Annotated in this window: 21 protein-coding genes and 1 pseudogene; 9 read left to right on the top strand and 13 right to left on the bottom strand. The window is 71.8% G+C overall.

Going from position 1 to position 26,482, the window contains the following annotated elements; all coding sequences use genetic code 11:
• Positions 1-3: 3 nt before the first annotated feature.
• The 4 genes from M1L60_RS15995 to M1L60_RS15980 are packed head-to-tail and all read right to left on the bottom strand — an operon-like array spanning position 4 to position 5,367.
• Complete coding sequence (locus M1L60_RS15995) at positions 4-753, bottom strand: hypothetical protein (RefSeq protein ID WP_253238211.1); 750 nt, start codon at positions 751-753, stop codon at positions 4-6.
• Positions 740-3,337: an FtsK/SpoIIIE domain-containing protein gene (locus tag M1L60_RS15990; protein WP_253238210.1), complete on the bottom strand. Its 2,598-nt coding sequence runs from the start codon at positions 3,335-3,337 to the stop codon at positions 740-742. The genes M1L60_RS15995 and M1L60_RS15990 overlap by 14 nt, the downstream gene beginning before the upstream one ends.
• A 57-nt stretch (positions 3,338-3,394) precedes the next feature.
• The gene (locus M1L60_RS15985; RefSeq protein ID WP_253238209.1) at positions 3,395-4,744 is read right to left on the bottom strand and encodes a hypothetical protein; all 1,350 of its coding nucleotides are present in this window, start codon (positions 4,742-4,744) and stop codon (positions 3,395-3,397) included.
• Positions 4,745-4,752: 8 nt separating this feature from the next.
• Entirely contained in the window at positions 4,753-5,367 is a 615-nt protein-coding gene (locus M1L60_RS15980; RefSeq protein WP_253238208.1) for a DUF4126 domain-containing protein, read from the bottom strand.
• A 70-nt stretch (positions 5,368-5,437) separates the two neighbouring features.
• Between M1L60_RS15980 and nucS the strand changes: the two genes are divergently transcribed.
• A complete protein-coding gene (gene nucS / locus M1L60_RS15975; RefSeq protein ID WP_253238207.1) occupies positions 5,438-6,097 on the top strand; it encodes an endonuclease NucS in 660 nt (219 codons plus the stop codon).
• A 446-nt stretch (positions 6,098-6,543) separates the two neighbouring features.
• Here the strand turns inward: nucS and M1L60_RS15970 are convergent, their stop codons facing one another.
• From M1L60_RS15970 to M1L60_RS15960, 3 genes are read right to left on the bottom strand one after another with little or no spacing between them, the layout of a single operon-like run.
• Positions 6,544-8,037 carry a DUF6297 family protein gene (locus tag M1L60_RS15970; RefSeq protein ID WP_253238206.1) on the bottom strand — a complete coding sequence of 498 codons (1,494 nt, stop codon included), beginning with the start codon at positions 8,035-8,037 and terminating at the stop codon, positions 6,544-6,546.
• Positions 8,034-8,672 carry an ABC transporter ATP-binding protein gene (locus tag M1L60_RS15965; RefSeq protein ID WP_253238205.1) on the bottom strand — a complete coding sequence of 213 codons (639 nt, stop codon included), beginning with the start codon at positions 8,670-8,672 and terminating at the stop codon, positions 8,034-8,036. The genes M1L60_RS15970 and M1L60_RS15965 overlap by 4 nt, the downstream gene beginning before the upstream one ends.
• 17 nt (positions 8,673-8,689) lie before the next feature.
• Entirely contained in the window at positions 8,690-10,180 is a 1,491-nt protein-coding gene (locus M1L60_RS15960; RefSeq protein WP_253238204.1) for an aldehyde dehydrogenase family protein, read from the bottom strand.
• 74 nt (positions 10,181-10,254) lie between these two features.
• Between M1L60_RS15960 and M1L60_RS15955 the strand changes: the two genes are divergently transcribed.
• Positions 10,255-10,596, top strand: coding sequence for an Rv1322 family protein (locus M1L60_RS15955; protein ID WP_498370525.1), 342 nt, complete (start codon positions 10,255-10,257; stop codon positions 10,594-10,596).
• 57 nt (positions 10,597-10,653) lie between these two features.
• Positions 10,654-11,448: an alpha/beta hydrolase gene (locus tag M1L60_RS15950; protein ID WP_253238203.1), complete on the top strand. Its 795-nt coding sequence runs from the start codon at positions 10,654-10,656 to the stop codon at positions 11,446-11,448.
• 3 nt (positions 11,449-11,451) lie between these two features.
• On the opposite strand, the gene M1L60_RS15945 is transcribed toward M1L60_RS15950, so the two are convergent.
• The 4 genes from M1L60_RS15945 to mce all read right to left on the bottom strand — a co-directional run bounded on the left by M1L60_RS15945 (position 11,452) and on the right by mce (position 16,401).
• On the bottom strand, positions 11,452-12,582 hold the full coding sequence (locus M1L60_RS15945; protein WP_438862113.1) for an AI-2E family transporter: 1,131 nt from the start codon (positions 12,580-12,582) through the stop codon (positions 11,452-11,454).
• A gap of 80 nt (positions 12,583-12,662) precedes the next feature.
• Positions 12,663-14,096, bottom strand: a complete 1,434-nt coding sequence (locus M1L60_RS15940; RefSeq protein WP_253238355.1) for a coiled-coil domain-containing protein — start codon at positions 14,094-14,096, stop codon at positions 12,663-12,665.
• A gap of 254 nt (positions 14,097-14,350) precedes the next feature.
• On the bottom strand, positions 14,351-15,652 hold the full coding sequence (locus M1L60_RS15935) for a DivIVA domain-containing protein (protein WP_253238202.1): 1,302 nt from the start codon (positions 15,650-15,652) through the stop codon (positions 14,351-14,353).
• Positions 15,653-15,912: 260 nt separating this feature from the next.
• The gene (mce, locus tag M1L60_RS15930; RefSeq protein ID WP_253238201.1) at positions 15,913-16,401 is read right to left on the bottom strand and encodes a methylmalonyl-CoA epimerase; all 489 of its coding nucleotides are present in this window, start codon (positions 16,399-16,401) and stop codon (positions 15,913-15,915) included.
• 82 nt (positions 16,402-16,483) lie between these two features.
• On the opposite strand from mce, the gene M1L60_RS15925 reads away from it, so the two are divergent.
• On the top strand, positions 16,484-17,668 hold the full coding sequence (locus tag M1L60_RS15925) for an acetyl-CoA C-acetyltransferase (protein WP_308208492.1): 1,185 nt from the start codon (positions 16,484-16,486) through the stop codon (positions 17,666-17,668).
• Positions 17,665-18,618 carry a methylmalonyl Co-A mutase-associated GTPase MeaB gene (gene meaB, locus M1L60_RS15920; RefSeq protein ID WP_253238200.1) on the top strand — a complete coding sequence of 318 codons (954 nt, stop codon included), beginning with the start codon at positions 17,665-17,667 and terminating at the stop codon, positions 18,616-18,618. Before M1L60_RS15925 ends, meaB begins: the two co-directional genes overlap by 4 nt.
• Positions 18,619-18,632: 14 nt before the next feature.
• Here the strand turns inward: meaB and M1L60_RS15915 are convergent, their stop codons facing one another.
• Both M1L60_RS15915 and M1L60_RS15910 read right to left on the bottom strand, forming a co-directional pair.
• Complete coding sequence (locus tag M1L60_RS15915) at positions 18,633-19,106, bottom strand: hypothetical protein (RefSeq protein WP_253238199.1); 474 nt, start codon at positions 19,104-19,106, stop codon at positions 18,633-18,635.
• Positions 19,107-19,229: 123 nt separating this feature from the next.
• The gene (locus tag M1L60_RS15910) at positions 19,230-20,414 is read right to left on the bottom strand and encodes an FAD-dependent oxidoreductase (protein WP_253238198.1); all 1,185 of its coding nucleotides are present in this window, start codon (positions 20,412-20,414) and stop codon (positions 19,230-19,232) included.
• A 53-nt stretch (positions 20,415-20,467) separates the two neighbouring features.
• Between M1L60_RS15910 and M1L60_RS15905 the strand changes: the two genes are divergently transcribed.
• From M1L60_RS15905 to M1L60_RS15890, 4 genes and pseudogenes are all read left to right on the top strand, one after another.
• On the top strand, positions 20,468-21,064 hold the full coding sequence (locus M1L60_RS15905) for a PadR family transcriptional regulator (protein ID WP_253238197.1): 597 nt from the start codon (positions 20,468-20,470) through the stop codon (positions 21,062-21,064).
• Positions 21,065-21,109: 45 nt separating this feature from the next.
• On the top strand, positions 21,110-22,783 hold the full coding sequence (gene icmA, locus M1L60_RS15900) for a coenzyme B12-dependent isobutyryl-CoA mutase large subunit (RefSeq protein WP_253238196.1): 1,674 nt from the start codon (positions 21,110-21,112) through the stop codon (positions 22,781-22,783).
• Between the two features lie 151 nt (positions 22,784-22,934).
• Positions 22,935-23,864: a tetratricopeptide repeat protein gene (locus M1L60_RS15895; protein WP_253238195.1), complete on the top strand. Its 930-nt coding sequence runs from the start codon at positions 22,935-22,937 to the stop codon at positions 23,862-23,864.
• A gap of 15 nt (positions 23,865-23,879) precedes the next feature.
• Positions 23,880-24,968, top strand: a pseudogene (locus tag M1L60_RS15890) (arginase family protein); the annotation flags it as partial.
• Between the last annotated feature and the right edge of the window lie 1,514 nt (positions 24,969-26,482).

The raw sequence follows: 26,482 nt of genomic DNA, 5'->3' as shown, positions 1-26,482 counted from the left end.
CTGTCAGTGGGTCGAAGCGAAAGCCAGCGACATCAAGGTTGCGGCGACCATGCCGCCCAGCAGGGTCAGGCCGATGCCGCCGATGTCGAGCCGGGCCTGCAGGCGGCGGTGCGCGAAGAACGCGGCCGCCGGCACCCCGGCCGACGGCGCGACCAGGAAAGCCAACCAGCCCAGCGTACGGATGACGGCCCCGCCCCACACGCCGGTGCTCCCGAACGAGACGAGACCCGAGCCGACCAGCCCGGCCAGCGCGGCCACGAACGCCCCGACCAGCGGCAGCAACGGCAACGACCAGCGCGGCAGCGCCCGCCGCCCGGCCGGGCGGATCGTGTAGTCGATGCGGTCGGCCACCTGGGCCAGCAGGGCCCGCGGCGACTGCCGGGCGGGCGGCGGATCCATTGTTTCCGACGCCCGGGGCAGCGCGGCCCGCGGGACCGCTTCGACCGGCGCCGGCTCCGGCAGTTCCCCCAGCGTGCGTACGCGCAGACCGCGCGCCCGCCGTAGCTGGTCCCACAACCGGGCCGCCTCCCGGTCCACATCGAGCACCTGGGCCGCCGCCGCCCCGGCCCACTGGTCGGCCGACAGCGCGTCGCCCTCGGCCCGGGCCAGCTCCCCGCCGGCCTGAGCCGCGTTCTCCTGGTACGCCTGCTCGGCATTGCCCAGGGCGGCGTCGCGCCGGCGCGTGGCCTCGGCCAGCGCGCTCACCATCAGCTGGTAGTCCCGGCCGATGGGCTGGCGGTCACGTGTGGTCACTGTTCACCTCGTACGGGACGATGACTTCCGGGGTTCGGTGCACCGAGCGGTCGAAGAACAGGGCCCGCCGGCTGCGCGGATACCAGGCCGGCCCGCCGGGTTGCGGATACAGCGGCGCGAGGTCGGCCCCCTGCACGTCCAGCGCCACCCAGGCCCCGATCGCGTCGAGCCGGGCCCCGACCCCGCCCAGCGAGTCGCGCAGCCGGTTCACCGAACGCCACCACCCGAGTACGTGGGTGCGCCGCTCGGGTCCGTCCGTGAGCAGCGACCGCAGCGACACGTCGGCCGTGGCGTCGAGGGCGTAGCCGATCACGTAGTGCGGGATCGGCGTCTCCTCCAGCGCCGGCGGCCCGTCGCACCAATCGGCCGACGGCAGCTCGGCCATCAGCCGGGCCGCGGGGCGGGACGCGTCCGGGTCGAGGCAGACGATGCTGAAGTGGGCCGGTCCCTGCGCGGCCAGCGACAACGCCGCCGCCGCGAGCACGTCGCAGGCCTCGTCGGTGCGGGTGCCGAGCACGGCCAGGTTGCGCCCCGGCATCCGCCCCAGCCGCAGCCGGGCCGGCCGGGCGGCCACGTCGATTCGTTCGCCCAGCACCGCGCCCGGCGACGAGCCGACCGGAGTGGCCGCGTCGGGCACCGGGCCGGACGGGCGGCACGTCTCGGGCAGCAGCGGCACCGCGTCCCCGTCGAACAGGCGCGGCTCCTCGCACCCGTCCGGCCGGTCGCGCCACAGCCGGCGTTGCAGGCTGCGCCAGACCAGGCGGTCACCGGCGTCCGGCAGCCGCACGATCTGGTTGGCCCCGGACGTGCCGGACTGGGTGTTCACGACCGCGTGGAAGCGGGGGATGACCGCGGCCGCCAGGTTGTCGTCGGCCAGGATGCGGCGGGCCTTGGGCAGGGCGATCCGCAGCGTGAACTGTCCGATCAGGCCGGAGCGCCCCCACAACGCCTCGATCCCGGAGACGTCCTGCGAGGCCAGGATCAGGTGGATGCCCTGCGAACGTCCCCGGCGGGCCAGGTCCTCGAGCAGCGCCACGGCCTCGTCGGCGACCGCGTCCCGCCCGGCCAGCAGCACCTGGAACTCGTCGATCACGGCGACGATGCGCGGCCAGTGCCCGGCCGGGTCCTCGGCCCGCAGCTCGGCCAGTTTGGACGCGTCCACCCGCTTGGCCGCCTGGGCCCGGGTCCGCAGCTCCTCGCCCAGGTGGCGCAGCATGGCCAGGCCGAACTCGCGGTCGGAGTTGACGTTGATGCCGGCCAGCCGCACCTGGGGCAGCCAGGCCGGGTCGCGCGGCCCCGGCACGAACCGCGCGAACGACACCCCCTCCTTGAAGTCGAGCAGGTAGAGGGCGAGTTCCTCGGGCCCGTAGCGGGTGGCCAGCCCGGCCAGCCAGGCGTAGATCAGGTTGGTCTTGCCCGACCCCGACGGCCCGCCGATCAACGCGTGCGGCGGGTCGTCCCCCAGCGGCACGTCGATCAGCGTGCCGTCGGTGCTGTCGCCGATCGGCGCCACCAGCCCGTGGGCCGACGACTCGGCCCAGAGCTCGCGCGGCTCCAGGTCGGCCAGCCGGGCCGGCGGTGGCCCGGCCCGCAGGCGCTCGGCCGCACCCCGGCAGAAGGCGGTCACCCGTTCCACCGGTGGCGGCGGATCGAGCCGGATCTCCAGGTCACCGGTGAGGTCGCAGGTCGCCCGCTGGTCGGTCACGGTCAGCCGGCGCACGCTCGGGTGCTCGGTCAGTTCCAGCCCGCGTACGACGAGATGGACGCCGCACGACACTCCCGTGCGCACGATCCGGTCGAGCTGGGCCCGCTGGCCGTTGGTCAGCTCCTGTCCGGTGGCCGCGTCGGCCAGCAGCACGACCACCCGCCACGGTTCGGCCCGCGGACCGGCCGTGGCCGCGGTCAGGTCGGCCAGCGACTGGTGCTCACCGGCCAGCACCGACTCGTTGACCCGGCAGATGTGCTCGACCAACTCGTCGAGCGTCGCCCCGAGGCTGCCCGGCCCGACGAACGAGATGCCGAGCGGCGCGAACGAGGCCAGCGTGCCACCCAAGTGCTCGGGGTCGTACACAGTGAGCTGCACGTCCCCGGGCCGGGTGGTGCCGAGCGCCCGCAGCAGCAGGCCGGTGATCACCGCGTCCGTCTCGGCCGACGGCCCGCTCAGGTTCAGGTGGGCCGCGTCCAGGAACGGGATCAGGGCCGGCAGCGCCGCGGTGTCGTCGAGGGTCAGCGTGCCGATCCGCAACAGCCCCGGCCGGGTCCCCGGCTCGGGCTCGGTCGGCGACCACATCCGCCACGGCAGCCCGGCCGCCCCGCTCGCACTGAGCGCGGCCAGGTGCCGCACGTTCCCGGCCAGCCGCGACGACTCGAACTGGAAGCGCCGCTGGATGTCCCGCCGGGCGGCGTCCCGGGCCTCGGCCAGCTGGTTGAGGCAGGTCGAGTACGCGTCCCGGACGAGCCGTCGCCGGTTCTGGGCCTCACCGCGCGCGGACTCGGCGTCGGCCAGCACCGCCCGGGCCGCCCCGCGCGCCTCGGCCAGCTCCCGCCGGACAGTGGCGACCAGCTCGTTGCGGTGGCTAACCACCAGACCCCCCGAAGCCCATGATGGGGGATTTTACCGATTTGGCCGCTTATCGGCAGATTATGTGCTGCGTGTCGGCGCGGTCCGGTTACCCCGGGGCCGGGCCACACCCCGCACCTCCGGGCTGGTCAACTCGGCCCACAACCGGGCCGCGACCAGGTCGGCGGCCTCGTTGTGCCACCGCCGCAGCGTCCCGCGCGGCACGTAGCGGCGCATCCAGTCGACCGCCTGCCGGGCTTCCAGCTCCAGGCCGTCCGTGCGCATCTTCCGGGCGTACGGATTCAGTCCCAGGACCCCGCAGAAGAGCAGCGCGTTGTAGAGCCGCCACTCGTCGCCGGTGCCGAACGGCCCCGCCGGGCGCAGTGTCTCGACCCCGGCCCGCAGCACCGCCCGCAACTCGGTGGCTCGTTCCAACGGCAGATCGAGCGCTCGACCCGCCAACCGCTGGTCCACCGCGGGCAGGTCGGTCAGCGGCGACCGCATCAACCGGCTGAGATCGCCGTAGTTGTCGAGCGCCTGCCGGGCGTACCGAAGGAAGTCGCTCTCGGCCGTGGCCGGCAGCCGCCGCCGCGACTGATGCCGGGGCAACGCGTCAGCCACCTGCGACAACGCGGCCCGGTTCCGGCGCAGCCGATCGTCGCCCCGGAAAGCCAGCAGGTCGAGCCCGCGCCGCACCGCCCCGCCCAGCCCGGTCACGGTCATCACCACGGCCAGCAGGGCGAACTGGAGGAACGTCAGGACCGGCTCGTCCCCGACGGCGAACAACGTGACCGCCACCGGCCCGCCGACGAGCACGGTCGCGATGACCGCGGCCGTCGCCGCCCGGATCAGATCGGGCCGCAGCCGCTCACCCACATCCAGCGCGTCCGACACGGCGACCAGGAACCCGAGCACCAGCAGGTCGAGCCCGATCGCGGCCACCACCAGACCCGACGAGCCCAGCTCGACCGGTAGCAGCAGCGCGGCCAGGGCCAGCCCGTACAGCGCGGCCGCCACGGCCAGAGCGGCGGCGAGCATCGGCGGCCGAACCTGATCCCGGAACCGCCACAGCAGGAAGAGCGCCCCCAGCAGCGGAACCAGCACCACCAACCGGCCCACCGGCGGCAGCACCACCGACACCACCAGGAACAGCCCGCCGAGCACGCGCCAGCCCAACTCGATCTGGCGCCGCTCCGGCACCGAGACCGGAAGCAGCGCCACCGCCGCGCCCGCCCAGAGCAGGGCCGGAGCACAGAGCAGGACCTGCGTGGCGGTGCCGTCGGCGTCGGCGCTCCACAGTGCCACCCCCGCGGCGTACGCCAATAGAGCGGACGCCGCCCGCAGCGCCGCCGGACGGGCCGGGTCGCGGCCGATCAGATAACAGGCGGCCCACCACGTCAGGGCGAAGGCAGGAACAGCGAGCGCGGGCACCCGGAGAGTCAATCAAACAGCTGCCGGGTCCCGGAACCCGACAAAACCTTGCGGCGTCGCCGCCGGCGCACCACCCAGACCCCCGCGAACACCAGGAACAGCAGTCCGACCAGGACCAATATCGGCAGCAGAATGGCCAAGACGGACATCAGGACACTCCCGATGTCCTCCGCCGTGCTGGCCACCGGAGCCCCGAAACCGGCCGTTGTGGTGTTCACCACGGGCCGTGAAGCCGCCTTCACCCCATGCACGACCAAGGCGATCACCACCCCGGCCGCGATCGGCACCCACTGGTGCGAGCCGAAGAACGACCCCGGGTCACTGACCGTCACCGTCTCCGACGACGAGCCGGCCCCGAACGCCAGCCCGCCCGCGGTCGGCCGCACCACGGTCTGCACCACGTCGTTCACGTGGTCGACCACCGGCACCTTGTCCGCCACGACCTCGATGGCCAGCAACAAGGCGAGGATCAACAGCGTCCAGCCGTTGCTGAGCCAGCTCCAGCCGGTCGGCAGGTCGATCGTGTCGGTGTAGCGGGCCAACAGCCCCATCGTGAGCAGAGGAATATAGGCATTGAGCCCCGCAGATGCGGCCAGGCCAGTTCCGGTGAGCGCTTCGAGCACGGCTCCAGGATGACAAACCGGCGCGAACGCTGCTTGCCTCGCGCCGCGCCGGTGACGGTACTGTCGTCCGGTGCGCCTGGTCATCGCGAAATGCTCCGTCGACTACGTCGGCCGCTTGTCCGCCCATCTGCCCACAGCGGTCCGCCTGGTGATGGTGAAGGCCGACGGGTCGGTCTCGATCCACGCCGACGACCGTGCCTACAAGCCCCTGAACTGGATGAGCCCACCCTGCAAACTGCAGGAAGCCCCGGGCGTCTGGAAGGTAGTGAACAAGGCCGGCGAGGAACTGAGGATCACCCTCGAAGAGATCTTCCAAGACACGTCGTACGAGTTGGGTGTGGATCCCGGTCTGGTCAAGGACGGGGTCGAGGCGCACCTGCAAGAGCTGCTGGCAGCGCATCCCGAGACGTTCGGTGAGGGCTTCACGCTGGTGCGCCGCGAATTCATGACGGCCATCGGGCCGGTCGATCTGCTCCTCAAGGACGCTTCTGGCCAATCGGTGGCCGTTGAGGTGAAGCGCCGGGGTGAGATCGACGGGGTCGAGCAGTTGACCCGTTATCTCGAATTGATGAATCGGGATCCGTTGTTGGCTCCTGTCCAAGGGGTCTTCGCTGCGCAGGAGATCAAGCCTCAGGCTCGGGTGCTTGCTACTGATCGTGGGATTCGGTGCTTGGTTGTTGACTACGACAAGCTTCGGGGCATGGAGAGGGATGAGCTCACTCTGTTTTAGGGGTGGCTTTCTTGCGCTTGGACGGGTGAGGCCGAGGGCGATCATGCTGGGCTGAAAAGCAACTACGCCCTGCATGATCACCCTCGGCCTCACCCTTGCACGGGGTTCACCTTGCGGTTGCGTTGTGGTTGGCGTTTCTCTGATTGCCTGGCTGAGCTGGGGAAACCCCTTGCGGGTCGGGGGTCTGGCTTCCGCGCTGTGGTGATGCTGGGAGCTTTTCCTACTCAGGCCGGCCTTTGTGGTGGGGTGCGCGTTCGCACCGTGTCGGTTGCGCTTGTGGTCGGTTGGCGAGAGCGCTGCGCGCTCCGCCCGGCTTCAATCGCGGAGTGGCTTGGAATCGGTGGCAGACGAGCGTCACTCAGGCTTCGCAAAGACGTATGGCGGCCCGCCTGAAACGTGCGGCCGTCGATGCCGCGAGGCCGCGGCTTCGCGCGGCGCCCAAGGTCTTAATGCGCCAGTTCAGTACGCTCGTCGCTGGTAGTCCCCACGAGGTAGAACCGCGCCCCGGCCCCCGCGATCACCGCCTGGATCAACACCACGCTCCAGTCCACCCGGCCCTGGGCGATGGCGATCCAAGCCGGAATCCCCAGCAGCAGCATGTCCGGCCCCATGATGGCGTTGACCAGCGGCCCGGTGGACAACGTGCCCATGGGAGTGTCGAGGGGCAGCAACTCGTTACGCACGAACCCCACCCGAGAACGGTGGACAGCCGCGGCCGCCCCCATCGGTCCGAGCACCAACCCGAGCGCCCACCACGGCCCCGACGACAGATCGCCGAGCACGTCCAGCAGCGTCAGCGTCGACGCAGCCCAGATCGCAGCCAGAATTCCCGGGATCCACAGCCGCTGCATCACGGCCTGACGAGACGACAACCCGAGCAACCGCAGCAGCACCGGATTGCCGGCGTCGGTCTTCACGTTGCCGGTGGCGGTCATCCCGGCGATCAGGCAGCCCACCAACACCGCCGCCCCGAGGACCCACCCCGGCCCGCTGCTCAGCAGCACGGGCAGCGACGCCCCGAGCAGCAACCACAACAACCGGCCGCGGCGGCGCAGCGTCAGGAGGACATCCTGGGCGACCAGCACGGGCAGCCGGGGAAACAGGGTGGTCGACCTCAACTGCCGCCGAGCCCAGTACCGGCGCTCGATCATGTCGGTCAGGAACGACGGCTCGATGCCGAAAGCGGTGTCGAACAGCGTCCCCGCAGTGCGCGACGCCTCCAGGATGCGGTCGCTGGGCGTGGCAGCCAGCCCTCGGATCACCACAGCCAGCGCCACCAGCACGACGACCGCTCCGACGGCCACGACCGGCATCAGGACGGCCGGCGTAGGCCAGCCGGAGATCGTTCCGGTCCCGTCGAGTGCAGTCGAGGCGACCAACCCGCCGAGTCCAGCCGCGAACACCAACCCGATCAGCCGGTCGAGGGCATCTCCCCACCGCCCACCGGCCTGCGCGGCCGTGGCGACCAGCAGGAGCGCCAAACCGATGAGCGCACCGCTGCCGACCAGCAGCGCGACCTCATCACCGGCCTCGGAGCGCGGAGCCGCATGCCCGGTGATGGCAAGAGCGGCCACGGCGCCGATCACGGCCGCCACGATCCCGGTGATCCGCAGCGACGGCAGCAGGAGGCGGCGTCGGCTGACCGGCGCCGGGAGCAGCCAGGACGCGGCCGGGCGGCTCAGCGCGAGCGGGCCGAGCCGGCGCAGGGCCAGGTAGAGCAGCCCGTAAATGACGGCGACGAGAGAAGCGGCGGCCAGGGCCGAAGCATCCGGGCGGGGCGGCCAGAAGATCTCGGCGACCTGGCGGTGGAACATCCCGCCGATGATGGCGATCGACAGGGCGCCGACGTAGAGGCTGCCCAGGGTGGCGCCGCGCTCGCGGTGGGCGGACTGGGTGCGGCTGATCCAGCGGCGTACGGGCGCGAGCGGGACGACCGTCATGACGCGAGCGACTCCATAGTGGTGATGGACGCCCCGGACGCTTCCGCGAAGGAGTCGTCGTGGCTGGCCATCAGCAGGGAACCGCCGCCGGCCACGTAGTCGGCGAGCAGGCCGGCGACGTCGGCCCGGCCCTCGCGGTCGAGGCGTTGTTCGGGTTCGTCGAGGATCAGCAGCGAGCTGGGGCGCAGCAACGCGATGGCGAGGACCAGCCGCTGCTTCTGGCCGGACGACAGCGACGGCGGGATCGCGTCGGCGTGACCGGCCAGCCCGAACCGCTCGAGCGCCTCGTCGACCCCGGCCGACGACGGATCCTGGCCGTGGGCCCGGCAGACCAGTTCGGCGTGTTCCCGTGCGGTCAGCCCGGGATACCAGGTGGGCGGTTCGACCGTGGTGACCACGGCCCGCCAGAACTCCGGGGTGGCGCCGGGGTCGCCCCCGAAGACGTGGATCGTTCCCTCGTCGGGCTGTTGGAGGCCGCTGACGCAGCGCAGCAATGTCGACTTGCCGATGCCGTTCTCGCCGACGACGCAGACCCCCTGACCGGCGGGAACGGTCAGCGAGACGCCGACCAGCACGGGTGTGGAGCCGTAACCTACATGCAGGCCGTCCACCTCGACCGCGGGATGATCCACCACTTCAGGGACGCTAGCAGCTACTTCCGGCCGTACAGAATTCGCAGGGCCTTGACGATGCCGGCCACCTGGGCCGGGGTGCGCTCGAAGGTCATCGCGGGCAGAACCGAAGGGCCCCGGCGTACGGTGATCGACTTGGCCCGGGCGAACTCGCGCAGACCGTCCTCGCCGTGGATGCGGCCGAACCCGGATTCGCCGACGCCCCCGAACGGCAGGTTGCCCATGCCGACGAACGTGAGCGTCGAGTTGACGGCGACCATGCCGGAGCGCAGCCGCCGGGCGATGCGCAGCGCGTTCTTCTTGCCGAAGACGGCCCCACCCAACCCGTACGCCGTGTTGTTGGCCTGTTCGACGGCCTCGTCGGCGTCGGCCACTTTGGTGATCGTGAGCGTCGGCCCGAACGTCTCGTCGCGGATCTCGGTGGAGTCGGCGGGCACGTCGACCAGGACGGTGGGGGAGACGTACGGGGGCCGGACCGCCTCGGCCCCGCCCAGCACCGCCCGGCCGCCCCTGGCCAGCGCGTCGTCGATGTGATCGCGGATGATCTCGAGTTGGCCCGGCATCGTGATGGGGCCGATCTCTTCGCCCGTACGCAAATGACCGGCTTTTTCGACGACGGCGCTGACGAACGCGTCGTAGACCGGGGCGACCGCGTAGACCCGCTCGATGCCGATGCAGGTCTGGCCGGCGTTGGTCATCGAGCCCCAGACCGCCGCCTCGGCCGCGGCCGGGATGTCGGCGTCGGCGTCGACGATCAGCGCGTCCTTGCCGCCGGCCTCGATCACCGCCGGCACCAGGTTTTCCGCGCACGCGGCCAGCACCTTCTTGGCGGTGGCGGTCGAACCGGTGAAAGCGATCTTGCCGACGCCGGAGCGGCACAGGGCGGCCCCGGTGTCGCCGAGCCCGTGCACGGTCTGCAGCACCGGCTGCTCGGGCACGACCTCGGCGAACGTGTCGGCCAGCCACTGGCCGACGATCGGGGTGTACTCGCTGGGCTTGAGGACGACGGCGTTGCCGGCGGCGAGGGCGCCGCTGATGGGGCCGACCGGGGTGAGGATCGGGTAGTTCCACGGCCCGATCACGCCGATCACGCCGAACGGCTGGTACTCGAGGTGGCCGGAGTGCTCGGCGACCAGCAGGCGGGTGCGCATGCGGCGGGGGCCGAGGACCCGTTTGGCGTTGCGGGCGGCCCAGTCGAGGTGCTCGACCGCGGCGGTGGCCTCGACGACCGCGTCGGTCTGCGGCTTGCCGGTCTCGAGGCTGGTCAGGCGGCCCAGTTCCTCGATCCGGCGGACGATCAGCGAGCGCCAGCGCAGCAGCCGCTCGCGGCGGCCGTCGTAGCCGAGGGCCTGCCACCAGAGTGCGGCCTCGTGGGCGCGGCGCACGGTCTCGGTCACGGCTGCGGCGTCGGCGACCGGCACGCGGCCCGCCTCTGCCCCCGAGGCCGGGTTGGTCGAGATGAGCACGCCGTCTTCGACTACCGGCAGGCCGGGCACTCGCGTAGCGGTCATGAACGCGAGTGTAATTCGCTTGTTACCTCCAGGCACGAGCCGAACGTGATCGGCATTACCCGTAACCTGGAAAGGTGAGTCCCCGCCGCAACCATCCCCGTCGCCGTGACGCCGGCGTCGAGCCGCTGCGTGACCTGACCGACGAGCGGGTCCGCAAGGGCATCGAGGGCCGCCAGCAGTGGCAGGACGGCGAATGGATGGTGCGGTCGATCTTCGGTGGGGCCGCCGTCAAGACGTACCGGTGCCCGGGTTGCATGCAAGAGATCCGGCCCGGCGTGGCCCATGTGGTGGCGTGGCCGATCGACGGGCGGGGCGACGAGACCGACCGGCGGCACTGGCACACCGGTTGCTGGAAGGCCCGCGACCGGCGCGGCCCAGGGGTGGAGCGCTCCCGCAACGCGCCCCGCTACGGATAAGCCCCGCCAACCACCCCACCGCCCCCCAAAACCGGACTGAAGGCAGTGACAGAGGCAATGAGCAGCCCCATCCGAGCCAACTCGATCCTGCCCGCGAACCGCGAGGACATCGAGCTGGAGACCGCCGACGGCCTCACCCTGGTCGGTGAGCTGGCCCGCCCGCTCGACCGCGAGCCCGTCGCCACCCTGGTCTGCCTGCACCCGCTGCCCACCCACGGCGGCATGATGGACAGCCACATCTTCCGTAAGGCGGCGTGGCGGTTGCCCGCGCTGGCCGGGATCGCCGTGCTGCGCTTCAACACCCGCGGCACGTCCAGCGTGCGCGGCACCAGCGAGGGCTCGTTCTCGAAGGGCGTCGACGAGAAGTACGACGTGGCCGCCGCCATCGAGTACGCCGAGTTCGCCGACCTGCCCAACGTCTGGCTGGTCGGCTGGTCGTTCGGCACCGACCTCACTCTGATGCACGGGCTCGACCCGTCAGTGGCCGGCGCCATCCTGCTGTCGCCGCCGTTGCGTTTCTCCCAGCCCGAACATCTGGCCGCCTGGGCCGCCGACGGCAAGCCGCTGACCGCGATCGTGCCCGAGTTCGACGACTACCTGCGCCCGGCCGAGGCCCAGGAAAGGTTCGCCGCCGTTCCGCAGTGCGAGGTGCTGCCGGTGGCAGGGGGCAAGCACCTGTGGGTCGGTGACGCCGAGACGATCCTGGACGAGATCGTCCGCCGGGTGGCGCCGTCGGTCGGTGTGCCGCTGCCGCGGACGTGGGACGGTCCGATGGAGACGGGCGACATGAACGCGTACGCCGACCGCACGACCTCGGCCTTCAACAACGTCCCGATGCCCGGCCGGAGTTAGGGCCTAACGGGCCTCCTGGCTCGGCACGATCACCTCACGCATGATCAGCTGGATGGCGGCCACCATCGGGATGGCTACCAGCGCGCCCACCACGCCGAACAGCGCCACGCCGAGCAGGGCCGCGACCACGGCCGCGACGTCGCTGACCTTGACCGAGCGGCGCATCACGTTCGGATAGATCAGGTAGTTCTCGATCTGCTGGTACAGGATGAAGAAGACGGCGCAGATGATGCCGTCGCTCAGCGACGACGCGAAGCCGACCAGGCTCACCACGATCGCGCCCAGCGTGGCCCCGATCTGCGGGATCAGGTCGGTGATGGCCACGACCACGGCCAGCGCGAACGGGTAGGCCAGGCCCAGGATGACGGCCAGGAACCAGGTGCTGGCCCCGGCCAGCACGGCGATCGAGATCGCGCCCACCATGTACGCGCCGACCTTGGTCAGGATCTCGTCGGTGAGCAGCCGCACCCGCACCCGGCGCGAGGCCGGCACGAGCGAGTAGCCCGTCTCGCGGATGCGGTCGAACGAGGCCATGAAATAGATCGTCAGCACCAGCACGGTCAGCAGGTTGAAGACGGTGCCGGCCAGCATGCGGCCGACGCCGACCACGCCGCCGACGGCCCCGCCAACCGTGCCCGCGTTGAGCGCGCTGGTCACCCGGTTGACGATGTCGTACCGCTGGACCAGGTCGTTGATGGTCTCGTTGCGCTGCAGGCTCTGGATGTAGCCGGGCACGTTCTGGATCAGCTCGGTGGTCTGGCCGATCAGCGGCGGGATGAGCGCGATGATGCCGCCCGCGAGCAGAGCGACGACGGAGAGCGCGACGATCGCCACGGCCAGCCCGCGCGGGACACCCCAGCTGCGCAGCCGCACCACGGCCGGGTTGAGCCCGATGGCCAGGAAGAGCGCGATGAAGATCAGGACGAGGATGGACGCCGCGTTGCGCAGACCCAGGAAGATCGCGTACGCCAGGATGATGCCCAACCCGCCCAGCAGGCCGAGCATGAACGGGTTGCGGCGGTCGAGCGGCGGCCCGGGGCGCCCGAACCGGCCTGCCAGGTGGTCCTCGGCCGCCTTGTCGAGCGTCTCGTCGTCGTCCGGAGCCTCCACCGGCAGATCATCGTCCTTGGCCACCGGTTCCTCCACAAGGGTGGGTGCCGGTGGTTTCCACGCCGGCCGCACAGTCTCGGCGGCGACGTTATCGCACGTGCGCTCTATTCCGCCTCAGCGCCCACGCGGGAGGACGGCGGAACGGTGACCTTGGCCGACGCCGTGACCTTGGCCGGACCGGCGGCGTGCTGTCCGGTCGGCTTGTCCGCCGGCTTCTCGACCGGCTTGTCGGCCGCGTGGGCCCCGCCACTCTTTTCTTCCTCGAGCAGGTCGTCCGGCTCGTCGTCGGGCGAGGCGGCGGCGGCCATGACCGCGGCCGCGGCCAGCTCGGCCACCCGCTTCGCCTCTTTCTGGACCTGACGGCGGACCTCGGCGGCGCGCCGCTCGGCGGCCTCGCCGGCCTGCTTGGCCTCGGTCAGCCGGGACTGCGCGGACTCGAGCTCGGTGCGGGTCGCGGTCAGGCGCTTCTCGACCTGGTCGGCCTCGGCCGCGCCGGCTCGGGCCCGGCCCTGGGCGGCGGCCAGGTCGCGCTCGGCCTCGGTCACCTTGGCCCGGGCCGCCTCGAGCTCGCGGCCGGCCTCGGCGATCTTCTCCTGCTGGCCGGCGATCTCGTTGCGGGCCGCGGTGGCCTGCTCCTCGGAGCGGCGCAGCACCTCTTCGGCGTACCGGTCGGCCTCGCTGCGCAGGTCGGCGCACTGCTTCTCGACGCCGGCCCGCATGTGGGCCAGCTCCTGCGCCGCGGCCTGGCGCTTCTGGGCCAGGTCTTGCTCGATCGCGGCCACCTGCTCGGTGTGGGCCCGGTCGGCGGCGGCGCGCCGGCCGTTGATCTCTTGCTGGGTCTTGTCGCGCAGCGCCTTGATCTCTTGATCGGCCTGCATGCGGGTCGACTTGGCGTAGCCGTCGGCCTCGGCCCGGGTCCGCAGGGCCTGCTGCGCGGTCTGGTCGGTGAGCTGCTGGGCGTCGGCCCGGGCCCGGGTCACGGTGTTTTCGGCCTCGGTGCGCAGTTGCTCGGCCGACTGGCGGGCCGCGGCCAGCGCCTTGTCCGAGGCAGCGCGCTTGGCCGCGTCGGCCCGCTCCTCCTCGGCCCGGCGGGCGGCCAGCGCGATCTCGAAGTCGCGGATGCCGTTGTGGGCGTGGCCCTCGGCCTCGGCCCGGATGCGCTCGGCCTCGGCCAGGCGGCCCGCGATGTCGTCGGTGGCCGACGCCTTGATCGCCTCGGCCTGCTCCTCGGCCAGGGCCAGGATCTGCTCGACCCGCGGGCCCAGGTGGCGGAACGACACCTCGGCGCCCAGGCCGTTCTGCTTGCGGACCTGCACGACCTCTTGCTGGAGGCGCTCGATCTGCGCGTTCATGGCCTGCATCTGCGAGTACGCCTGCTCGCGCTCGGCCGCCAGCGCGGCGATCTCGTTCTCGGCCCGCGTGACGTACCGCTCGACCTGCTTCTTCTCATAGCCCCGGAGGGCGATGTCGAAGCTGGGTTCGGTAGCTGCGTCTCCGCCCAGACCAAGAATTTCCCCGCCGTGCGACATGCTGTCCATCCTCACATACGCATCGTCCGGCCTCGGGGGGATACACACCCTCCGAGCGGCATATGCGCCTAGTTGTGATTTGTCTGACCCCGACTTGCGCGAACCGGGCTATGCCCAGATGCGAACCGGGCTATGCCCGAAACGAGCGAGGCCGTACCGGAGAAACTCCGATACGGCCCGCATCGATATCCAGCGACCGGGCGCTAACCACGGTCGCGCACCCGGAAGAAGGTCGCAACCGCTGGCGTGCCCCGGCCGGCGGCTCAGGAATTCGTCTTCGCCGGGACCTGCTTGTTCTCGGTCTCGGCGGGCTTCGGGCCCTCGGGGCCGCGCGGAGCGGGCGCCGCCTCGGCTGCCTTGGCGACCGCCTCGGCCGCCTTGGCCGGCCCGACCCCGGGCACCAGACCGGACAGGCCGGACAGCATCTGGCCGAGCTGGTTGGTGACCGCGTCCTTCTGGCGGGTGAGGTCTTCGACCTCGCGCTTGGCGGCCTGGGTGGTGAGCTCGGCCTCGGTGCGGGCCTCGCTGAGCTGGCGCTGGGCCTCGGACCGGGCCTCGCTGATCGTCTTCTCGGAGAGTGCGCGGGCCTTCTCGGTGGTCTCGGCCGCGTTGCGCTCGGACTCGATGCGGCGCTGCTCGGCCCGCTGCGAGATCTCCTTCGAGCGGTCCTCGGCGGCGCGGGCGCGTTCCTCGGCCTCGGCCACCATCTTCTGGGTGGCGGTGACCTGGGCCGCGTGGCGCTGCGATTCCTCGCGCTCGGCCTTCTCGCGGCGCTCGGCGATCTCGAGCGCGAGCGCCTGCAGGTCTTTGTCGCGCTTGTCGCGGGCGTCGGTCAGCAGCTTGGTCGCCTCGGCGCGCTTCTCCTCAGCCTCGCGGGAGGCCTTGGCCCGCTGCTGGGTGATCTCGCGCTCGGCGGTGGCCCGCAGTGACGCGACCTCGCGCTCGACCGTCGACTTGAGCTCGGCCACCTCGTGCGCGGTGACCGTGCGCAGCTGTTTGGTCTCGCGGTCGGCGTCGCCGCGCAGCGTGTCGGCCTCGCGCCGGGCCTGGACCCGGGCCTCGGCCGCCTCGCGCTCGGCGTGGGTGCGCACCTGACCGGCCTCGCGCTCGGCGGTGGCCTTCATGGCGGCCGCCTCGGCCCGCGCCTTGTCGGTGATCTCACGCGCCTCGAGGCGGGCGGCGGAGAGGATGCCCTCGGACTCTCGCTTCGCCTCGCTCCGGTGGTCGTTGGCCTGTTCCTCGGCCAGTCGCAGGATCTGCTCGACCCGGGTGCCCAGCCCGGAGAGCGTCGGCCGGTTGTTCTCTTCCAGCAGCTTGTTGCTGTCGGCCAGCTTCTGCTCGACCGCATTGAGCCGCTGCTCGGCCTGGCGCAGACGGCGCTGGGCGTCGTTCATCCGCTGCTCGGCCTCGCCACGGGCCTGCTCGGACTGGTTGAGCGCGGCGACCAGGCGGCCGAGGTGAGCGTCCACCTGCCCGCGGTCGTACCCGCGGAGCACAACGGTGAAGTCGTGCTGAGAGTTCGCGGTGTCGAAGAACGCCAAATTCTGATCCTGCTGCTGGGGCATTGGGCCATCCTGGCGAAGACGCACGAGCCACGCAAGACCGGACGTGCATCGGAAAAGACACGTAGATCAGCTTTGAGCAGGCCCGCGATCACCCAGGTCCACCGTTCGGCCGGAGCACTTCGCCCGGGCGGCGGGCCAGGTTCGGCCCGTCGTCACCTGCTGTATCCGGGGTTCACCCGGGCACCGTCGACCGAGGACCAGCGCCGTGGCCCGCTCTGCTCCGAGATCCTGCCAGGATGCTGCCCTCTCGTCAGGATGATTCACCCTTTAGGGTCATCAAGCCTCGCTAACTCCACCAACTCCACCAGAACACCCCCGGCGTCCTTGGGGTGCACGAAGTTGATGCGCGAGCCGGCCGTGCCCCGGCGCGGGGTGTCGTAGAGCAGCCGCAGGCCGCGGGCGCGCAGGGCGGCCGAGGCGGCCTCCACATCGGCCACTGTGTAGGCCAGCTGCTGCAGGCCGGGGCCGCTGCGGTCGAGGAACTTGGCGATCGCCGAGTCGGGGCGGGCCGGGGCGAGCAGCTGGATGCGGGGGCCGGTGCCGTCGCCGACCGCGAGCATCGCCTCCCGTACGCCTTGCTCCTCGTTCGTCTCCTCATGCACGCATCGCAGACCGAAGGTCTGGGCATAGAAGGCCATCGCAGCGTCGAGGTCGGCCACGGCGATGCCGACATGATCGACGCGCAGCAGTCCGACCTCGGGTGATGTGAGATTCTCGGGGGAACTGGCACTAGGTGGAAGCTCGGTCATCCTATTAGTCTTGCCTAAACGGCCGTTAAGGCCAGCGAGGGGTCCCCCCTTTGTCCGCCTCGGCAGAACGGAAGCGAAGACCGTGGTCAGCTCGGTGATCGTGAGCGGCGCCCGCACCCCCATGGGCCGTTTGCTCGGCAACCTCAAGAACCTGCCGGCCACGACCCTCGGCGGCTACGCGATCGAGGCCGCCCTGGAGCGCGGCGGGGTGCGGCCCGACCAGGTGCAATACGTGATCATGGGCCAGGTGCTGCAGGCCGGCGGCGGCCAGATCACGGCCCGGCAGGCGGCGGTCGCGGCCGGCATCCCGATGACCACCCCGGCCCTCACCGTCAACAAGGTGTGCCTGTCCGGCCTCGACGCCATCGCGCTGGCCGACCAGCTGATCCGGGCCGGCGAGTTCGAGATCGTGGTGGCCGGCGGCATGGAGTCCATGACCAACGCGCCCCACCTGCTGATGACCCAGCGTCAGGGCATCAAGTTCGGCGACGTGCTGGTGCGTGACCACACGGCCTACGACGGTCTGATCGACCCGTGGGACGGCACCTCGATGGGCGAGTCGACCGAGCGCAGCGGGGCCGCCCTGGGCATCACCCGGGCCGAGCAGGACGCGTTCGCCGCGCTCAGCCACCGGCGCGCGGCCGCGGCCCAGCGCGACGGCCGGTTCGCCGAGGAGATCGTGCCGGTCCGGGCCGGTCAGCGCGCCGACGACCCGGTGGTCGACACCGACGAGGGGGTACGGCCCGACGCGACGGCCGAGTCGCTGGGCAAGCTGCGGCCGGCGTTCACCCCCGACGGCACGATCACCGCGGGCAGCTCGTCGCCGATCTCCGACGGCGCGGCCGCGGTCGTGGTCATGAGCAAGGCCAAGGCCGAGGAACTCGGGCTGACCTGGCTGGCCGAGATCGTCGCCCACGGAAACGTGGCCGGCCCCGACAACTCGCTGCAGTCGCAGCCGGCCAACGCCATCAAGCAGGCCCTCGACAAGAAGGGCCTGAGCGTGGCCGACCTCGACCTGATCGAGATGAACGAGGCCTTCGCCCAGGTCGTGCTGCAGTCGATGCGCGAGCTCAAGGTCGACGAAGAGATCGTCAACGTCAACGGCGGGGCGATCGCGCTGGGTCACCCGATCGGCATGTCCGGCGCCCGGCTGGTGCTGACGCTGGCCCTCGAGCTGCAGCGCCGCGGTGGCGTCTACGGCGCGGCCGGGCTGTGCGGCGGTGGCGGCCAGGGCGACGCGCTGATCATCAAGGCCCCTTCGGCGTGAGGCCCCGGCCCGACGTCGGCGCGCTGGTCGCGAAGGCGCGTGACGGTGACGCCCGCTCGGTGGCGCGGCTGATCACGCTGGTCGAGAACGGTGATCCGGCCCTGCCCGAGGTGGCCGCGGCCCTCGCCCCGTACGCGGGGAACGCGCAGGTCGTCGGGCTCACCGGCTCGCCCGGGGTGGGCAAGTCGACGACCACCAACGAGCTGGTGCGGGCCCTGCGGGCGACCGGTAAGCGGGTCGGGGTGCTGGCGGTCGACCCGTCGAGCCCGTTCACCGGCGGCGCGATTTTGGGTGACCGGATCCGTATGCAGGATCACACCACCGACCCCGGCGTCTACATCCGCTCGATGTCCAGCCGCGGTCAGCTCGGCGGTCTGTCGGCGACAACACCCCAGGCCGTACGGGTCCTGGAGGGCGCCGGCTGCGACGTGATCCTGGTCGAGACGGTCGGGGTCGGGCAGGCCGAGGTCGAGATCGCCTCGCTCGCCGACACGACGCTGGTGCTGCTCGCGCCGGGCATGGGCGACGCGATCCAGGCCGTCAAGGCCGGTGTGCTCGAGGTGGCCGACGTCTTCGTGATCAACAAGGCCGACCGGCCCGGGGCCGACGCCACCTACCGCGACATCCAGGGCATGCTCGGCCTGGGCGAGCGCGCCCCGGGCGACTGGCGGCCGCTGGTGGTGCGGGCGACGGCGGTCCAGGGCGAGGGCATCGACGACATCGTGGCCGCGATCGACAAGCACCGGGCCTGGATGGAGAAAGGCGACGCGCTGCAGCTGAGCCGGGAGCGCCGGGCCGCGGTCGAGGTCGAGGCGATCGCGCTCGGCACGCTGCGCGCCCGGATCGGCGACCTGCGCGAGGGCACGGCGCTGAGCACGCTCGCGGCGGCGGTCGCCCGGGGCGAGATCGACCCCTACGCCGCCGCCGACGAGTTGATCAAGGGACTCTAGAGGTCGGGCGCCCGTCAGATCAGCACGTCGAGCGCGTGGTAGAGCCGCGACGTGGTGGTGTCGATCTGGGCCAGGCGCGCGGCCGGCAGGCCCGAGGTCAGGGCGACCCGGCGCTCGGCCGCGGCCCGGGTCAGCAGCACGCCGACCTGGGACGAGGTGCGGTCGATGACGGCCTGGCGGGCCAGCGCGTCGAACGGGTCGACCTCGGTCATCTTCTCGTTGGCGCGGTTGGTCTTGGCGGTCATCGCCGCGGTGCGCACCGCGGTGGCGGCGTCGCGAGCCAGGTTGTCGGCATACGCGGCGGTCGGCTGCACCGCGGCCACCGCGGGCACGGCCGGCGGGGCCGCCTGCGTGACGCTGGGTGCTGCCTCGGAGGGCTTGGCCGCGGCCGCGAGGACCGTCGACTGCAGCACCGTCGACTGCAACAGAGGGTGAAGATAGGTGGCGGTGGTGCCGCCCACTCGGGGGAACGTAACGGGGTTGACCATGGTGTTCCCTCCCTTCCGGCCGGTGACGTGTTCCCAGCTTAGAGTGTTGCCGACCGGTTGCCGACCGGGTGAACGGCGGTCTCGGCCGTCCCCCGATCGCTACTGGAAGTGACCGAAAAGCTCTCAAGTCAGCCGGTGGTCGAGGATCCAGGCCTGGGGGTCGCCCTTGCGGTAGGCGAGCTTCATGAACAACGGGAACATCGCGTCGCGGATCGCCGCCCCGACCGGCCCGGCCGTCTTGCCGCTGCCGTTGCGCCGGCCGACCGCCACGATCCGCTCGACCCGTCGGCGCCGGCGCTGCTCGTAGGCGGCGAGCCCGTCGGCCGGGTCGGTCCCGCCGTCCAGGCACAGCCCGAGGGTGACCGCGTCCTCGAACGCCATCGAGGCGCCCTGGCCGGCCGAGGGGGCGACCGCGTGCGCGGCGTCGCCGATCACCACCGCCCGCCGGGTCCGCCAGACCGGCACCCGGCGCAGGTCGTCGGTGTTCCACGGGCCGAGGATGTCGGAGGTGGCCGCGATGATGGCCGCGGCCGGGGTGGCGTCGGCGGCGAACAGGTCGAGCAGGAACGAGCGCCAGGCCGCCGGGGTGAACTCGCCCGGGCGTACGGGCTGTTTGCGCGGCGGGTTGGCGAACCACCAGACCGAGCCGTCGGGGGCCGTGGTCCAGCCGAAGAAGGCCCGCTTGCCGAACGCCATGTGGACCTGGCCGGGCGCCTGGCCCGCGGCCGCCGCGACCGGCCCGTCGGTGAAGCCGCCCGCGTTCAGCAGGCCCAGGTATTCCGGCGCCGGGCCGTCGGGGTCGAGCAGTTCCCGCGTACGCGATCGGATCCCGTCCGCCCCGACCAGGAGCTCACCCTCGGCGGCCGGCCCGTCGGCGAAGGTGACCGTCACGCCGGTCGGGCTCTCGGTGAATCGGCGCAGGGCCCGCCCGTACTCGATGGGAATGCCCCGCTCGGTGGCCGCCGCGCGCAGCGCCGCGTAGAGGTCGGCCCGCCTGATCGTGGTGGTCGTGGTGCCGTCGGCGGCCGGACCGCCCAGCGGCAGCTCGGCCAGCCGCCGGCCGGCGCCGTTGAGCATCGTCAGCGACGGGGTCGGGAAGCCGGCCGCCGTGACGACGGCCGGGTCGAGGTCGAGAGCGCGCAGCGCGGACAGGCCGTTGACGGCCACGGTGAGGAACGCGCCCTGCTCGTCGGCGCCGGGCGAGCGGGCCTCGAAGACGCGGGGTGACCAGCCGGCTCGCTGCAGCGCGAGGGCGGCGACGGTGCCGGCGATGCCACCGCCGGCGACGAGAGCTACGGGTTTAGTCATGTCATGACTATCCATCGCATGACTATGGCGGGTCAACCCCTTAGGCTTGATCCGTGGCCTCGACCGAACCGCGGCGCTCGACGCTGGGCATGCTGCTGCTGGCGCTGCTCATGGAGGCGCCCATGCACCCGTACCGGATGCAGCAGATGATCAAGGAGAGGGGCCAGGACCAGCTGGTCAACGTGGCCCAGCGCAACAGCGTCTATCAGGCTCTGGACCGGCTGGAACGCGAGGGCCTGGCCCGGCGGGCGAGCACGACCCGCGAGGCCGGGCGGCCCGAGCGCACGGTCTACGAGATTACCGACGACGGCTCGGCCACTATGAGGCGCTGGCTCGCGAGCGCGCTGCCTGCCCCGGCCCGCGAGTTCCCCGAGTTCCCGGCCGCGCTGGCCTTCCTGCCCGTGCTGCCTCCGAATGAGGTGCGTGACCTGCTCGACCGCCGCGTCGAGGCGCTGACGGCCAAGGTGGTGGCCATCCGTGAGCAGGCGCCGCCGGGGCTGCCGCGGTTGTTCCTGATCGAGGACGAGTACCGGGCGGCCATGCTGACGGCGGAGATCTCCTGGCTGCGCTCGGTCGTGGCCGATCTCGAGTCCGGCGCGCTGAACTGGGACCTCGAGATGATCCGGGCGACGCTGGAGCAGTACGGCTGATTTTGGCCTTAGCGATCGTTCAGGAAAGCCCCTAGGATGTCGGGCATGGACGCAGCCGACATCGCCGCCGGACGCGAGCGCTGGCAACGGCGCTACGACGCCGCGCGCAAGCGGGACGCCGACTTCACCACCCTGTCCGGCGCGCCGGTCGAGCCGGTCTACGGCCCGCCCGCCGGGGCCGGTTATCCGGGGTTCGACCGCATCGGGTGGCCGGGCGAGTTCCCGTACACCCGGGGTCTCTACCCGACCGGCTATCGGGGCCGCACCTGGACGATCCGGCAGTTCGCCGGCTTCGGCAACGCGCGGCAGACCAACGAGCGCTACAAGATGATCCTGGCCGCGGGCGGCGGCGGGCTGAGCGTCGCGTTCGACATGCCGACGCTGATGGGCCGCGACTCCGACGACCCGCAGTCGGCGGGCGAGGTCGGGCACTGCGGCGTCGCCATCGACTCGGCGGCCGACATGGACGTGCTCTTCGACGGCATCGATCTCGAGCAGACCACCACCAGCATGACCATCTCGGGGCCGGCCGTGCCGATCTTCGTGATGTATCTGGTGGCGGCCGAGCGGCAAGGCGCCGACCTGCACAAGCTCGACGGCACGCTGCAGACCGACATCTTCAAGGAGTACATCGCGCAGAAGGAGTGGCTGTTCCAGCCCGAGCCGCACCTGCGCCTGATCGGCGACCTGATGGAGTACTGCGCCCGCGAGATCCCGCGCTACAAGCCGTTGTCGGTCAGCGGCTACCACATCCGCGAGGCCGGCTCGACCGCCGCGCAAGAGCTGGCGTACACGCTGGCCGACGGGTTCGGCTACGTCGAGCTGGGGCTGTCCCGGGGGCTCGACGTCAACCAGTTCGCGCCCGGGCTGAGCTTCTTCTTCGACGCCCACATCGACTTCTTCGAAGAGGTGGCCAAGTTCCGGGCCGCCCGCCGCATCTGGGCCCGCCACCTGCGCGACGACTACGGCGCGACCAGCGAGAAGGCGCTGTGGCTGAAGTTCCACACGCAGACTGCCGGTGTCTCGCTGACCGCGCAACAACCAGTCAACAACGTCGTGCGTACGGCGGTCGAGGCGCTCGCCGCGGTGCTGGGCGGCACGAATTCGTTGCACACCAACGCGCTCGACGAGACGCTGGCCCTGCCCACCGACGAGTCGGCCGAGATCGCCCTGCGGACCCAACAGGTGATCATGGAAGAGACGGGTGCGGTCAATGTGGCCGATCCGCTCGGTGGCTCCTGGTACGTCGAGGCGCTCACCGACCGCATCGAGGCCGAGGCCGAGGAGATCTTCGCGCGCATCCGCGAGCTGGGCGAGGACGGCACGATCACCGCCGGCATCCTGCGCGGCATCGAGGACGGCTGGTTCACGGCCCACATCGCCGAGGCCGCCTTCGTCTATCAGCAGGCCGTCGAGAAGGGCGACAAGCGCACGGTCGGAGTGAACGCGCACACCGGCACCGTGGCCAAAGAGCTCGAGATCCTGCGCGTCTCGCACGAGGTCGAGGTCGAGCAGAACCGGGCGCTCGGGGCTCGGCGGGCGCAGCGGGACGCCGTACGGGTGAAGGCCGCTCTCGACCATATGGTCGAGGTGGCGCGCACGGGCGAGAACATGATCCCGGCCATGCTCGAGGCGGCCCGGGCCGAGGCGACGCTGGGCGAGATCTGCGGGGTGTTGAAGGACGAGTGGGGCATCTACCGGGAGCCTGCGCGGTTCTAGATCAAAACCGGCAAAAGCCCCAGCGTACGTACGGATCTTGCGCATCTGACCGGGAGGGCCGAGGATCAGCGGAACATGCTCTTGTGACGTCCGATATCAGCTGCCCCGCGGCGCGGCGGCGCGCCTTGTCAGCGTGCGAGACTAGGTAACCATGAGCGACCCACGGACCACACCGTCGATCTTCACCCGCGGCGCGGTCGATCTCAGCGCGCTGCGCGCCCCGGCCCCGAGCCCGGCCGCCGAAGCCCCCAGCAAGGCCGACGACGGCCCGTCCGGCGCCATCCCGGGCGGTCTGCCCGGCGGCATCGCCCCCGAGACGATCATCGACGTCACCGAGGCCAACTTCCAGACGACTGTGCTCGAGCGCTCGCTCAGCACCCCGGTCATCATCGACTTCTGGGCCGACTGGTGCGAGCCGTGCAAGCAGCTGTCGCCGATCCTCGAGCGGCTGGCCCGGGCCGGCGGCGGGTCGTGGGTGCTGGGCAAGGTCGATGTGGACGCCAACCCGCGCCTGGCCCAGGCGCTGCGCGTACAGGGCATCCCGATGGTCGTCGCCGTGGTCAACGGCCAGCTCGTCGAGGGCTTCACCGGCGTGCTGCCCGAGGCCCAGGTCAAGCAGTACGTCGACGCCGTGCTCAAGGCCGGCGGCATCTCGGTCGAAGAGCCGGCCGACCCCCGCCTCGACGCCGCCGACGACGCGCTGATGGTCGGCGACCTCGACGAGGCCGAGGCGGCCTACCGCAAGATCCTGGCCGAGCACCCGCAGGACGCGGCCGCCGAGTCCGGCCTGGCCCAGGTCGAGCTCTACCGCCGCATCACCGGGGCCGACCCGGCGACCGCGGTGGCCAAGGCCGACGCCGCCCCCGACGACATCGACGCCCAGCGGCTCGCCGCCGACATCGAGGTGCTCAGCGGCGAGGCCGACAAGGCCTACGCGCGGCTGGTGGCCCTGGTCCGGCGCACCGCCGGCGACGAGCGCGAGGCCGTCCGCAAACACCTGCTCTCGCTGTTCAGCGTGGCCGGCCCCGACGATCCCGCGGTGGCCGGAGCACGACGCGCCCTGGCCAGCGCCCTCTTCTAGCCAGGGAGCCGCCCCGTGCGCCGCATAGCCGTCCTCGACGCACCGTCCAATCTCGGTCTGCGCCCGCCGACCGTGACGTCGGTGCCGGGGTGCGCCAAGGCGCCCGGGGCCCTGCGCGACCACGGGCTGCTGGGCAAACTCAACGCCCGCGACGCCGGCTGCCTGACCCCGCCCCGCTACGACGCCGGGGACTGGCGGCCGGGCGACGGCGTGGCCATGGCCCCGCAGATCGCGGCCTACTCCCGCAAGCTGGCCGACCGCATCGGCGCGATCCTCGACGCGGGCGAGTTCCCCGTCGTGCTGGGCGGCGACTGCTCCATCGTGCTCGGCTCCGGCCTGGCCATGCACCGGCTGGGCGAGGCGGTGGGCGGGCGCATCGGCCTGGTCTTCGTCGACGGGCACTCCGACTTCCGCCACCCGGGCAACGCTTCGTACGTGGGTGCCGCGGCGGGTGAGGATCTGGCTCTGGTGACCGGTCGGGGGCAGGCCGATCTGGCCGCCATCGAGGGGCGACGGCCGTACTTCCGCGACATCGACGTGGTTGTCATGGGCATCCGAGCCCAAGACGAATACCGCCTCGACCTGCAGGCCGCGGGGATCGTCACCCGCCCGGTGCCGGCGTTGCGGGCCGAGGGGGCGGCGCGCAGCGCTCAGTGGGCCCGCGACCAGCTGGTGGACTGCGCGGGCTACTGGGTGCATGTCGACGTGGACGTTCTCGATCCGGCGGTGATGCCGGCGGTGGACGCGCCGTCGCCCGGGGGGATCGCCTTCCCCGAGCTCGAGATCCTGCTGGCCGGGCTGGTGGAATCGCCGCACTGCCTCGGCGTCGAGCTCACGGTCTTCGACCCGGACTACGACACCGACGGCGCCTACGCGGCCGAGATCGTCAACGCGGTGACGGCCGGGCTGGCGGCCGCCCACACGGTGACTCCACGGCCCGACCTGATCGCGGCCCGCGCCGATCTGAACCGGCCTGAGGGCGCGGTGCTCGGCTTCCCCTCCCGGCTGGCCGCCAGGCCCCCGGCCGGTGCAGAAGCTGACGCCGGCACCACCGACGAGGAGCCGGAGGACGCCGCCACCGAGCCGGAGGACGCCACCGCCCAGCCGGTCGCCGAGGCCGACCGCGAAGAGCCCGCCGACGACTCCGAGGCGGAGCCCGCGGCCGGAATCTCGCGTCTGGAGCCCGGGGTCGACGACGCCGACCCGGAGCCTGCGACCGACGCCACCCGGCGAGATCCGAGGGCTGGGTCGAACCGGCCACGGCTGGCGGATCGGCTGAGCGGCCTGGATCTTGCGGCGGGCTTCAAACGGCCTGAGCGGGCGGCCGGCTTGAACAGGCCTGGCCCGGGTGGCCTGAACCGGTCCGAGCTGGGTGGTGGGTCTGAGCCGGGTGGCTTGGATCGACCTGAGCCGGGTGGCTTGGGCGAACTCAAGCCGGGTGGCTTGAACCGATCCAGGCTCGGCGGCCTGAATCGGGCTGAGTCGGAGGGCTCGAACCGCTTCGGGCTCGGCGGCTCGGAGGCCCCTGAAACGGTTGACGTCGACCGCCCCGCATTGAGCAACGTTGATGTCTCGGAATCGGTCGATCCGGACCCTTCTGAATCGAGCATCGCTGAGCCGGACCGGCTTGGCCGTCCCGAGTCAGAGGCTATGGACGGCTCCCGTCCGGGCGGCCTTCGCCGTCTCGGCCTGGGCGATCTTGGCGGCTCTGACGCAGGCGGCCTTGGCCGCCCCGGCCCGGGCGGTCTTGGCCGTCCTGACGCAGGCGACGTCGGCCGTTCCGATTTCGGCGCCGCCGATGGCTTTGAGCCGGGCGATGCCGGCCGTTCCGAATTGGGTGACGCCGGCCGCCCTGAATCGCGCGGTGCCGACCGCTCCGAGCCGGGCGATGGGGGCGGCCCCGCTCCGGGTGATGCGGAACGTTTCGGGCCGGCTGATCGTCCTGGGGCGGATTGGCTTGGCCGATCAGCCCCGGGTGGTCTGCGCCGTAACGGGCCGGGCCGGCTGAGCAGGTCCGATTCGGCTGCGGGGCTTGACCGGCTAGGGCTGGCCGGCGGCTTGAAACGTTCTGAGCCGCCGACCGGTCTCGACGGCCCGGAGCCGGTGGCCCGACTGCCCCGCCCGCGCCCGTTCTCCCTGCTCGGCGACGACAAGGAAGCCACCGGCCGCGAAGCCCACGAGCGCGAGTGGGAACGCCGCCGCGCCGCCGGAGCAGCCGCAAGCGTCTCCCTCGCCGCAGCCGGCATGTCGGACGGCCCACCCGAGGCCCCCGACGAGGTCGCGATCCCCGCCACCACCCTCCTGGGCGTGGAGGAGGGCAACGACCTACCCGCCGAACAACCCGGCGGCCCCGAATCGGAGTTCCCACAGCCCAGCGACAACATTGCGCCGACCGGCACCGAGCACTCAGACTCCGCACCGGCCGACATCGACGAGGCGGAGCCCACGCACGCTGACGCCGAGGCTGCGGAGTCTGCGCCGGTCGACGCCGTGAGTGTGGAGTCCGCGCAGCCCGAGGCTGAGGGTGTGGACCTCGCGCCGGCTGACGCCGAGGCTGCGGAGTCTGCGCCGGTCGACGCCGTGAGTGTGGAGTCCGCGCAGCCCGAGGCTGAGGGTGT

The sequence above is a fragment of the Paractinoplanes aksuensis genome (assembly GCF_024137025.1).
GTDB classification, from domain to species: Bacteria; Actinomycetota; Actinomycetes; order Mycobacteriales; family Micromonosporaceae; genus Actinoplanes; species Actinoplanes aksuensis.
The sequence above is the reverse complement of the archived record's forward strand: the minus strand, read 5'-3'. Positions and strand labels throughout refer to the sequence as shown.